We start from the raw sequence: 8,670 nt of genomic DNA on the forward strand, positions 1-8,670 counted from the left end.
GCCATGGCCTACATGGAACAGCTGCAATCGGGGTTGCAATCCCTGGTGGCGGCAGCGGAGGCGGGGCGGCGCAGCGCGGACGAGATGCTGGGGCCCATGAACGGGGCCATCGGCGATATCACCGGCGCGGCCCTGGAGCTGGAGAACCTGCCCGTGGTCGGGCCGCAAGTCGGCACCCGGCTGCGCCGCATCCTGCGCGGCATCGATGCCGCGCAAAGCCGGGTCGGCGAGGTGGCGGCCCAGTACAACCAGGCCGTCACGGTAGCCGGGCAGGTGCAACAGCGCCTCGGCGCCTTGCAAGAGCAGACGGCCAAGGTCGGGGCGGCGATCAACCGTATTGGCGGGCAGATCAGCCCGGCCCTGGGCACGATCTTTCCCAGCAGCCTGTTCGCCGCCAAGGAGACGCCTACCGCCGAAGCGGTCAAGCCGTTCCCGCACCTGCTGATCCTCCAACCCCTGGGGGCTGCTTCCCAACCCTATTACTTCAACCTGGACACGGCGGCCTTCGATGAACTGCGGCGCCAGACCAGCTTTCGCTGGACTGGCCAGGAGCGCTTGGGCCGCAGCCCTGCCCAGCAAGCGGTCGGCCTGGGCGACGAACGCATCAGCCTCAAGGGGGCGATCTTCCCCGGGTTCAAGGGCGGGCTGGGGCAGTTGCAGGCCTTGCGCAGCATCGGCCGGCAGTTGCGCCCCTTGAGCCTGACCACCGGCTACGGCGAGGTCCTGGGCACCTGGTGCCTGACCAGCATCGACGAAGACCAGGGCCATTTGCTGGCCGGCGGCATTCCACGCAAACAGGCCTTCTCACTGGAGTTCGTAAGCTATGGCGACGACTTGCAGAACCTCTGACGGCGATCTGCTCGACACCTTGTGCCAGCACTACTACGGCCATTTGAACGGCACCGTCGAGGCGGTGCTGGATGCCAACCAGGGCTTGGCCGACGAGCCCCAGCCATTGCGGGCCGGGGTGCTGATCCTGCTGCCGGACCTGCCGGCACCGGAGCAGGTACTGGTCCAGCTATGGGACTGAGCCCTGGTCTCGCTCCTGCAAATTCCTTTACTGATCGGCACCCAGTGCGAGGCGTTTTATGACCCCAGAGTTTCGTATCGTTGCCGATGGCCGGGACATTACCAGCCAGATCAACGACCGGTTGCTGTCCCTGCGCACCTCGGACAAACCCGGCATGGAGTCGGACGAATTCGAGCTGCGCATCGACGACCGCGATCGTGCGGTGGCGCTGCCCAGCCGTGGCGCCAGCATCGAGGTGTTCATGGGTTATGCCGGCCAGGGGCTGACCCGCCTCGGGCGCTACACCGTGGATGAGGTGGTGGTCTCCGGCCCACCGGACACCCTGGAGATACGCGGCAAGGCCAGCGACATGCGCGGCAGTGGCAAGACCACCCGCAGCGGCAGCTGGGAAGACGTGCCGCTGCAACAGGTGGTCCGCGACCTGGCGGCCCGTAACGGCTGGACCCCGGTGTGCCCGGTGGCGACCAGGGTCCTGCGGGTCGACCAGCTCAACGAGTCCGACTTCAACTTCATCACCCGCCTGGCCCGGCAATACGACTGCACCGCCAAGGTCGCCGAAGGCAAGTTGCTGGTGCTGCCGCGCCAGGCCGGGCAGAGCGCCAGCGGCAAGGCCCTGGGCAAGGTCACCATCCACCGCCACGAGGTGAGCCGCTACCAGTTTCGCCTGGGCGACACCAGCAGCCACAAGGCGGTGCAGACCCGTCACCAGGACAAGAAGAGCGGCAAGCTGCAGGTGATCGAGCTGGGTAACGACAGTGCCCCGCCCGGGGTGCCCGCGGTGCACACCGACCGGCACATCTACCCGAACAAATCCGCGGCGCAGCAGGCCGCCAAGGCGCGCCTGGCGGCGTTCAACCGCAGCACCGCGGCCCTGCGCCTGGATCTGCCCGGGCGCATCGACCTGTTCGCCGAACGCCTGATCGACGCCCAGGGCTTCAAGGCCGGGCTGGATGGCGAGTACCTGGTGGAGTCGGTGGAGCAGGTCTTCAGCCCGTCGGGCTGGAGCACCACGGTGCAGTGCAACGCTGGCAAGCAGGGCAAGGCCCGGGCCAAGGGCAAGCCGAAACCCCAGGCCAAGCCGCTGAAGGTGCTGCCACTCTAGGTCGGCGGCGTCCGCGGCGAGCCTTTGGGCGGACCCTTTGCGGACGTCCGGTTTTTTCCCGATGCGGTTCACCCGCAGGAGATTTCATGAATTCCAAGCTCATCCAGCCGGCCTCTAAGCGAGGCATCCGGCGGTTCTTGCGCGGCCTGCTTGGCGGCTGCGCCCTGGCCCTGGCCAGTGCGGCCCAGGCCGCGCCCTTTGTCCTGGCCTACAGCGACGGCCAGGTCGAGACCTCCTACAGCAACCTCAAGGCTTTTTATCGCAACCTCTCGGCCGTGGGCCTGGGCAGCACCTACGGCCTGACGGTCACCGGCCAGTTGCACCAGGAGGGCATGAACGACACCACCCGGCAGATCATCGCGTTCGCCAAGTCCAAGTCCTTGCCGCTGTACCCGACGGTCTCGGACTACAACCAGGACATCGCGGCCTTCGACCCGGCCATTTCCCACTCCATCGTCAACAGCAAGGCCTTGAGTGCCAGTACCATCGAGCAGTTGGTGACGCTGGCCCGGGAGAACGGGTTCGCCGGTATCAACCTGGACTTCGAACAGGTGGAGCCGCGCAACGCCCAGGCGTTTTCCGCCTATGTCAAAGCCCTGGGCCAGGCCCTGCATGCCCAGGGGCGCAAGCTGATCATCAGCGTGCCGCCCAAGCTCGACGACCAGCAGCCCGAATACCTGCAAGGCTACGACTACCAGGCCCTGGCAGCAGCGGTGGATTACTTCCAGCTGATGACCTACGACCAGGTCGGCCCGGGCTGGAGCAGCGGCGGCTTCCACGGCGAAGTCTGGCCGGGCCCGGGCTCGGGCCTTGACTGGCAGCAAGCGCTGCTGGTCTACGCGGTGACGCGGGTACCGGCCGGCAAGCTGCTGTCCGGGCTGGCGGCCTACGGCCAGGACTACAGCATCGGCAATCGGGTGCACTGGTCGGCCTACGAGGAAATCATCGCCGAGCACAACGCCGCCACCCACCTAGACGTCCCCTCGGCCACTCCTTACGCCACCTGGGGCCCGGTCAACAGCTTCGCCGATGGCATCGAGTGGACTGCGGAGCGAGCGCAGCCGGTGCTCTGGTATGACGACGCCCAGAGCATTCGCCGCAAGGCCGCCCTGGTCGGGCGCCTGGGCCTGGGCGGCACCAGCGTCTGGGCCATGGGCTACGAAGACGCAAGTTTCTGGAGCGCCCTGCAGGCCGGCCTGGCCAAGGGCCCGGCGTTGTTACCCGAGGGACGCGAATGACGCCGTCCCGCGCTCGCCCAATCACCTTCGATGGATACGGAGCACCCAGCCATGAATGACGAAGAACTGGCGGCCATCAATCGCCTGATCGCCGCCCTCCAGGCCCAGGCCGATGGCCAGTCCGCCTTGAACGGCGCGATCCGCCTGCTGGCGCAGAGCAACCAGGCCCTGGTGGACCTGATCAAGAGCCGTGAACCGGACCCCAACGCGCCCCCCTACCTGGATGGCTCGCCCGCTCCCTGAGCCCTGGCCCCGCGCCTTGGTCCGCCCCCGAGCAACACACCCTCGACCCGCCAACCGCGGGTTTTTCATTGTTTTCTGGAGAACACCCGATGTCGATTCTTACCCAAGGTACGCAAATCTTCGCCCTGGTCCCGCCCGTGACCGGCAGCGGCCCCTACACCGTGCTGGAAGTCGAGCACGTCACTTCCTTCGAGCCCGGCGGCGCGCCTGCCGAGCAGATCGAGGACACCACCCTCGACGCCCAGGAGCGCAGCTACAAGAAAGGCCTGCGCACCCCTGGCACCGCCAGCCTGGGGCTCAACGCCGACCCGGCCAACGCCAGCCATGTGCGCCTGCACCAGCTGTCCGAAGCCAATGGCGAGACCAGCATCAAGTGGGTCGTGGGCTGGTCCGACGGCAAGGGCGTCGCGCCGACCGTCAACGCCAAGGGTGACAACTTCGAACTGCCGACCACCCGCACCTGGTTCGCCTTCGACGGCTACGTCTCGGACTTCCCGTTCAACTTCGCCCTCAACGCCGTGGTCACCACCACCGTGACCATCCAGCGCACCGGTGGCTCCACCTGGATCAAGAAGGCCTGAGCATCGCCATGAACCTCAAGCAACTCAAAGCCAAGGGCGGCATCGTCGATGCCCAGCCCGTGAAGAAGCAGGTGAGCTGGACTCACCTGGACAGCAAGACCGGCAAGGAGGTGACCGACACCTTCACCTTGCACATCCGCCGGCAGTCCTTCGGGGTCATCGAGCGGCTGTTCGCCGACAGCGACAACGAGCAGAGCCGCAACGCCCGCTACATCGCCGCTTCGGTGGCACTGGGCACCGATGGCGGCGAGGCCCTGAGCTACGAGGATGCCTACGGCCTGGAGCCGACCCTGGGGTTTTTGATCCTCAACGCGGTCAATGAGGTCAACGGCACTGGCGGTGCGGCAAAAAACTGACGGCCGCCGATGAGTTCTGGCACGAGTTGGTGCTGAACGGAGTCGGCGGCCGGACGATTGCCGAAGCCAAGGAACGCATGACCTACCACGAAGCCCTGGCATGGGGACGCTATATCGACCGATATGGCTCCTTGCATACCGGTAGGCGGCTGGAGGCGGGCAGCGCCCTGGTGGCGCTGCAGACCCACCGGCTGGGCGGGGGCGTGGCGGAGTTGTTGGACTTCATGCCCCATGAGCAACGTTTGGGCTTGTCGCTCGAACGCGCGATGAACGAGTGGCGCTGATTCCAGGCCACTTTTCCCGAACCCGTTTCGACGGGTTTTCATGACCCGGAGAACCCCATGGCAACAGCTTCCCAAGGGCTGGACCTGAGCGGCCTGGAGCGGGCCCTGGACAAGGCCCAGCGCATCACCGACCAGGCCATGCGCAACATGCAGCGGCGCATCGACGAGGCCGGCAAGAGAATCGCCGAGTCCATGACCCTGTCGTCCGCCTCGGCGCTGGACGCCAGCGCCAGTGCCTTCGACGACCTGCGCAAGGCCTATGACCCGGCCACCACCGCGGTCGACCAGTACCTCAAGAAACAGGGCAGCCTGGCGGCGTTGCTCAAGCAGAACAAAAGCGCTGAAACCGACTACGCGCAGACCCTGGAGCAGCAATACCAGCAAAGCGTGCCGCAAGTGCCCAGCACCTACACCGAACGGGCAGGGATCAGCTTTCCCCAAGGCGATGCCTATGGCCGGATCACCCAGGACAGCGACGACTATGCGACTCGGCTCGAAGACCTGAAAAGCAAGAGCGACGATGCCAAGCAGCAGGTGCAGGGTGACTTTGCCCAGATGACCGAGTTGCTCGATGGCTGGAAGACTGGTGCGGTGTCCGCTTTCGAGGAGTACGTGAAAAAGGGCAATGACGTGGCGGGTCAGACCAAGACGGTCTTCACCAGTGCCTTCCAGAAAATGGATGAGGCAATCATGACGTTTGCTACCACGGGCAAGTTTTCCTTTTCCGACTTCGCCAGTTCGGTGCTCAAGGACATGGCGACCCTGGCGGCTAAGACAGCGGCCTCTGCTGGCCTGAGCTGGATGTTCGGTCTAGCCAAGACGGTGGTTTCGAGCTTCTTTCCCAGCGCCGCCCCTGCGGCGCAGTCGTTCTCGCTTGGCGGTGCCACCACCGTTTTTAACCCGCAGCTCGACGTATCCAACGTGCACTATGCCAAGGGCGGGGTCTTCAGCAACACCGTGGCCAGCGCTCCGACCCTGGCGCCCATGGCCTTGTTCGGCGAAGCCGGGCCCGAGGCGATCATGCCCCTGAGCCGGGGCGCCGATGGTTCCCTGGGCGTGGTGGCGCTGGGGGGCGCACCGGCCGGCAGCACCAGCAACCAGCAGGTGGTGATCCAGCAGACCATCAACGTCGGCGAAGGCCAGGGTGCCGGCCAGGGCGCCGGCGCCAACCCGCAGAACCTCGCCAACGCCTATGCCAGCGCCGCCCGACAAGGCGCTGCCGAACAGATCGCCCGTGACCTGAAGCCGGGCGGCCAGATCTGGTCCGTCATCAACGGCCGCTGATACCCAGCGGCCGCGACGGCTCACGCCCGGAGAAAAGCATGACCATCGAAACCTTCGCCTGGGTGCCCAAGGTGGAACCCGTGGGCACCGTCGAATTCCGCCTCAAGTCGGCCCGCTTCGGCGACGGCTACCAGCAGGTGGTCCAGGACGGCATCAATAACAAGACCCAGTCCTGGCCGCTGACCTTCGTCGGCGACGAAAGCCGGATCAAGCCGATCATCGCCTTCATCGACGCCCATCGCGGCGCCACGCCGTTCTACTGGACCCCACCCCTGGGAGAACAGGGGCTGTACCGCTGCAAGACCTACCAACCCTCGCCGTTGGGCGCAGGGATGTACACCCTCAGCGCCACCTTCGAACAGGCCTTCCATCCATGACCCTCAAAACCATCAAGGCGGGCGCCCAGCCCAACGATGGCACCGGCGACAACCTGCGCAGCGGTGCCCAGATCATCAATGAGAACTTTGCCGAGCTGGATAACCGGACCAGCGATGCGGCGTCTCAGATCAACACCATCAACAACAAGCTCAGCACGGTCGAGGCAGGGGCCACGAAGAACCGGCCGGATGCTGAATTGCTTGCCCGTGCCAGCCACACCGGGACCCAGCTTGCGGCCACCATCAGCAACTTTTCTCCAGCAGTTAAAGCGATCCTGCAAGGCAATGGACTTGCGGATTACGTCAAAGAGATACCAGAGGTTCAGCTCAATGGCCTGCTGGCAAACTCTTTTGTCTACGTCACTCCAGACGGTACCGGCGCTATCCCGTTCCAGACGTCAACGTTTTACGTGATCCATATGACGCATCCGAACACCGCATATGCAGTTCAGATTGCAGTTAGCGCCGGTCAGGGCAAGCAGTATTCGCGATTCAAGGCCGGTGGTACGTGGTCGCAATGGAATAGCAATTTAACCGCTGGAGACTACGGAGTAGGGGCTTGGGCGCTTCAAGCGCCGGCTGGAAACACCATTGACGCGCGAGTTCCCACCGGGCTCTACGGTTTTGCTCCGGCCTACGGCGGCGCTCCAAGTCCCATCGCTTCAGGCGAATACATAAACCTTCAGGGTTCAGTTGACGCAAAGCGCGCCACACAACTGGCTTTTTCGCATGACACTGATGAAATGTGGTTTCGCCGCGACACTAACGGCTGGGGTGGATGGAAGCCGGTTGTAATGGAAAGAACTGCACTTTTCCGAAATAAAGGTGGTAGTGCTGGAACTTTCACCGATCTAAATACTTTAATCACACGACATGCTGTTTGGGCAGATAATACTACTTTAAACATACCTAGAGCTGGAGATTGGTATGTTGAAGTTTTAGGTTTAGACGATGGGTCTTCCATTGGCAATTATTGCATGCAGCGAGCAACCAGTTTAGCTCCTGACGCATTGATATTTGTTAGAACGCGAGTCGCTGGGACCTGGAGTGCATGGGTTCGCCAAACTCCTGAGTTCATCGCAAATGCAAATGGATTTGCAATTAAGTATGCAGATGGAACTATGATTTGTTGGTTTGCAGCTCCAACTAAAGACGTGACTAACAGGGCGCTTGGTGCAATTTTCGCGTCTGATCAAAGATCATTCACTTTCCCGATACAGTTTGTTGTCGAACCTATTGTAGTTTGGTCGGCGGGTTCGTCGTCTAATGGCGTATGCTGGGGAAGCTGCGACTGGTCGTCTGTTAGTCAAACAAATGGTCGTTTAAATAGCTCATATTCAACTATTGACGGATATTTGCGCTACATAGCTATTGGGAGATGGAAATAATGGTAAAAATTAAGTTTTCCCCAATTCATGCGCCGACATTTGAGTTATTAAAAACTTTGAAAGTCGAAGGGTACAAACTTACGGTAAACGGAGAAGAATTCGATTTCTCACCGCTTGAGAAGGGCTACGAACTTTCGCTCGAGGCCATCGACTCGCCCCTGTTCGCCGATAAGGCGGTGATGTCCGCCGACGGCGTCCTGTCGATCACGCTGCTCATGCCCTACGACGAAGCCACGGCCACCGACGCCATCCGCTTCCCTGAGCCTGTGACCGTCACCGCCGCCGGCCCGGTGGATATCCCCACCAACCACCCCGCACAGCCCCCCGTAACTCCAACCGTCGAGGCCGACCATGGACTTCTCGCAGAGCAAGAAAACCTTCACTGAGCAGGACCGGAAAGCCAACGAGGCCCGGGACTACCTGCGCCAGACCGACTGGCTGGTGGTGCGCAAGCTGGAAACCGGCCAGGACATCCCGGCCGATATCGCAGAGAAACGTGCCGAGGCCCGCAGCCTGATCTAGCCGCAGCCAGCGCCCCCCCACCCGCCAGCGTGCGGGTTTCTTTTTGCCTTGTGCAAAAGCCCTGGTGACCATCGTCGGACTGGCCTCCTGATCGGCTGCTCCTGACCACCGAGTAATGGGCAAGCCCCTCAGTACCCATCTTTAGCAGGCTGTTTATCCATGACCCTCAGAACCATCAAGACGGGCGCCCAGCCCAACGATGGCACCGGCGACAACCTGCGCAGCGGTGCCCAGATCATCAATGAGAACTTTGCCGAGCTGGATA

13 protein-coding genes are annotated in these 8,670 nt (G+C 63.0%); all 13 read left to right on the forward strand.

What is annotated here, in order from left to right:
- Window positions 1–3: 3 nt before the first annotated feature.
- The 13 genes from H7A76_RS20115 to H7A76_RS20175 all read left to right on the forward strand — a co-directional run bounded on the left by H7A76_RS20115 (window position 4) and on the right by H7A76_RS20175 (window position 8,405).
- Window positions 4–849 carry a phage tail protein gene (locus H7A76_RS20115; protein WP_185700105.1) on the forward strand — a complete coding sequence of 282 codons (846 nt, stop codon included), beginning with the start codon at window positions 4–6 and terminating at the stop codon, window positions 847–849.
- Complete coding sequence (locus H7A76_RS20120; protein WP_185700106.1) at window positions 824–1,030, forward strand: tail protein X; 207 nt, start codon at window positions 824–826, stop codon at window positions 1,028–1,030. Before H7A76_RS20115 ends, H7A76_RS20120 begins: the two co-directional genes overlap by 26 nt.
- A gap of 58 nt (window positions 1,031–1,088) precedes the next feature.
- Window positions 1,089–2,132 carry a phage late control D family protein gene (locus tag H7A76_RS20125; RefSeq protein WP_185700107.1) on the forward strand — a complete coding sequence of 348 codons (1,044 nt, stop codon included), beginning with the start codon at window positions 1,089–1,091 and terminating at the stop codon, window positions 2,130–2,132.
- A gap of 86 nt (window positions 2,133–2,218) precedes the next feature.
- Window positions 2,219–3,370 carry a glycosyl hydrolase family 18 protein gene (locus H7A76_RS20130; protein WP_185700108.1) on the forward strand — a complete coding sequence of 384 codons (1,152 nt, stop codon included), beginning with the start codon at window positions 2,219–2,221 and terminating at the stop codon, window positions 3,368–3,370.
- Window positions 3,371–3,421: 51 nt separating this feature from the next.
- Complete coding sequence (locus tag H7A76_RS20135; protein ID WP_058433276.1) at window positions 3,422–3,613, forward strand: hypothetical protein; 192 nt, start codon at window positions 3,422–3,424, stop codon at window positions 3,611–3,613.
- A gap of 89 nt (window positions 3,614–3,702) precedes the next feature.
- Window positions 3,703–4,194: a phage tail tube protein gene (locus tag H7A76_RS20140; protein ID WP_185700109.1), complete on the forward strand. Its 492-nt coding sequence runs from the start codon at window positions 3,703–3,705 to the stop codon at window positions 4,192–4,194.
- Between the two features lie 8 nt (window positions 4,195–4,202).
- Entirely contained in the window at window positions 4,203–4,550 is a 348-nt protein-coding gene (locus tag H7A76_RS20145) for a phage tail assembly chaperone family protein, TAC (protein ID WP_103324153.1), read from the forward strand.
- A gap of 29 nt (window positions 4,551–4,579) precedes the next feature.
- Complete coding sequence (locus H7A76_RS20150) at window positions 4,580–4,834, forward strand: hypothetical protein (protein WP_031321344.1); 255 nt, start codon at window positions 4,580–4,582, stop codon at window positions 4,832–4,834.
- A 57-nt stretch (window positions 4,835–4,891) separates the two neighbouring features.
- Window positions 4,892–6,118: a phage tail tape measure protein gene (locus H7A76_RS20155; protein ID WP_185700110.1), complete on the forward strand. Its 1,227-nt coding sequence runs from the start codon at window positions 4,892–4,894 to the stop codon at window positions 6,116–6,118.
- 38 nt (window positions 6,119–6,156) lie between these two features.
- Complete coding sequence (locus tag H7A76_RS20160; RefSeq protein ID WP_022643403.1) at window positions 6,157–6,495, forward strand: phage tail protein; 339 nt, start codon at window positions 6,157–6,159, stop codon at window positions 6,493–6,495.
- On the forward strand, window positions 6,492–7,883 hold the full coding sequence (locus H7A76_RS20165) for a pyocin knob domain-containing protein (protein ID WP_185700111.1): 1,392 nt from the start codon (window positions 6,492–6,494) through the stop codon (window positions 7,881–7,883). The genes H7A76_RS20160 and H7A76_RS20165 overlap by 4 nt, the downstream gene beginning before the upstream one ends.
- Window positions 7,883–8,269, forward strand: coding sequence for a hypothetical protein (locus tag H7A76_RS20170; protein ID WP_185700112.1), 387 nt, complete (start codon window positions 7,883–7,885; stop codon window positions 8,267–8,269). Before H7A76_RS20165 ends, H7A76_RS20170 begins: the two co-directional genes overlap by 1 nt.
- Window positions 8,235–8,405 (forward strand): hypothetical protein, encoded by a 171-nt coding sequence (locus tag H7A76_RS20175; protein ID WP_185700113.1) that lies wholly within the window; start codon window positions 8,235–8,237, stop codon window positions 8,403–8,405. Before H7A76_RS20170 ends, H7A76_RS20175 begins: the two co-directional genes overlap by 35 nt.
- Window positions 8,406–8,670 lie beyond the last annotated feature (265 nt).

Source organism: Pseudomonas sp. MSSRFD41 (assembly GCF_014230245.1).
In the GTDB taxonomy this organism is placed as follows: domain Bacteria; phylum Pseudomonadota; class Gammaproteobacteria; order Pseudomonadales; family Pseudomonadaceae; genus Aquipseudomonas; species Aquipseudomonas piscis.

Excerpts from the sequence above, each read along its gene's own strand:
- H7A76_RS20115 (WP_185700105.1), top strand. The coding sequence starts at position 4 with ATGGCCTACATGGAACAGCTGCAATCGGGGTTGCAATCCCTGGTGGCG.
- H7A76_RS20120 (WP_185700106.1), top strand. The coding sequence starts at position 824 with ATGGCGACGACTTGCAGAACCTCTGACGGCGATCTGCTCGACACCTTG.
- H7A76_RS20125 (WP_185700107.1), top strand. The coding sequence starts at position 1,089 with ATGACCCCAGAGTTTCGTATCGTTGCCGATGGCCGGGACATTACCAGC.
- H7A76_RS20130 (WP_185700108.1), top strand. The coding sequence starts at position 2,219 with ATGAATTCCAAGCTCATCCAGCCGGCCTCTAAGCGAGGCATCCGGCGG.
- H7A76_RS20135 (WP_058433276.1), top strand. The coding sequence starts at position 3,422 with ATGAATGACGAAGAACTGGCGGCCATCAATCGCCTGATCGCCGCCCTC.
- H7A76_RS20140 (WP_185700109.1), top strand. The coding sequence starts at position 3,703 with ATGTCGATTCTTACCCAAGGTACGCAAATCTTCGCCCTGGTCCCGCCC.
- H7A76_RS20145 (WP_103324153.1), top strand. The coding sequence starts at position 4,203 with ATGAACCTCAAGCAACTCAAAGCCAAGGGCGGCATCGTCGATGCCCAG.
- H7A76_RS20155 (WP_185700110.1), top strand. The coding sequence starts at position 4,892 with ATGGCAACAGCTTCCCAAGGGCTGGACCTGAGCGGCCTGGAGCGGGCC.
- H7A76_RS20160 (WP_022643403.1), top strand. The coding sequence starts at position 6,157 with ATGACCATCGAAACCTTCGCCTGGGTGCCCAAGGTGGAACCCGTGGGC.
- H7A76_RS20165 (WP_185700111.1), top strand. The coding sequence starts at position 6,492 with ATGACCCTCAAAACCATCAAGGCGGGCGCCCAGCCCAACGATGGCACC.
- H7A76_RS20170 (WP_185700112.1), top strand. The coding sequence starts at position 7,883 with ATGGTAAAAATTAAGTTTTCCCCAATTCATGCGCCGACATTTGAGTTA.
- H7A76_RS20175 (WP_185700113.1), top strand. The coding sequence starts at position 8,235 with ATGGACTTCTCGCAGAGCAAGAAAACCTTCACTGAGCAGGACCGGAAA.